General features: G+C 40.8%; 1 protein-coding gene. It reads right to left on the bottom strand.

Annotated features, from left to right (window positions below; translation table 11 throughout):
• The coding region (locus tag CWC30_RS17950; RefSeq protein WP_502704757.1) for a restriction endonuclease subunit S domain-containing protein at nucleotides 1–429 on the bottom strand (429 nt) is incomplete at its 3' end.
• Nucleotides 430–564: the final 135 nt, after the last annotated feature.

Here is a 564-nt window from a genome sequence, read left to right as displayed (position 1 = left end):
GCTGGTGATTAAGGTGTCGATTTTAGCGGTTTCGTGATCGAGGAAGCTGGCTATTTTTTGTTGTTCAACCTTAGGTGGCATAGCTAAAAATAAACTAGAGAACTCGTTAAATCTGAACTCGGTTGATCTTTCACGAATTCCCTTAGCTAAAGAGGTGATATAGTCCGTTACCGCTAGTTGACGTACTAAATAACCATAGTACTTCGAGTTAATTCGACTCAGCTGCCACGGCGTACAAACAGAGCATACTGGGGAACATTTGCCGTTGGAATCACTTATACCTATTGCGCCAGCAAAACCATCCATTGCGTGAACTAAAAGGTCGCCTTTTCTAACGCCTTGATAACCAATTTCTTTTGCTGCATTAGTAAAACCATCTGTTCTTCTATTACTCCGAAGAGTAACTTCACCATCACGAAATGCTGTCACAATTCCATCTTCCGGCCTTACAGGTCTTTGTACTTTTTTGAATATGTGCTTAGCCTTCAATAACTTCCAGTGTACAGGCATTTCTTTGAGCCATTCAACACCAGAATCGTTACATTCTCCATATCATTTATAACG

The organism is Pseudoalteromonas sp. S4741 (assembly GCF_005886135.1).
Taxonomy (GTDB): domain Bacteria; phylum Pseudomonadota; class Gammaproteobacteria; order Enterobacterales; family Alteromonadaceae; genus Pseudoalteromonas; species Pseudoalteromonas tetraodonis.
The sequence above is the reverse complement of the archived record's forward strand: the minus strand, read 5'-3'. Positions and strand labels throughout refer to the sequence as shown.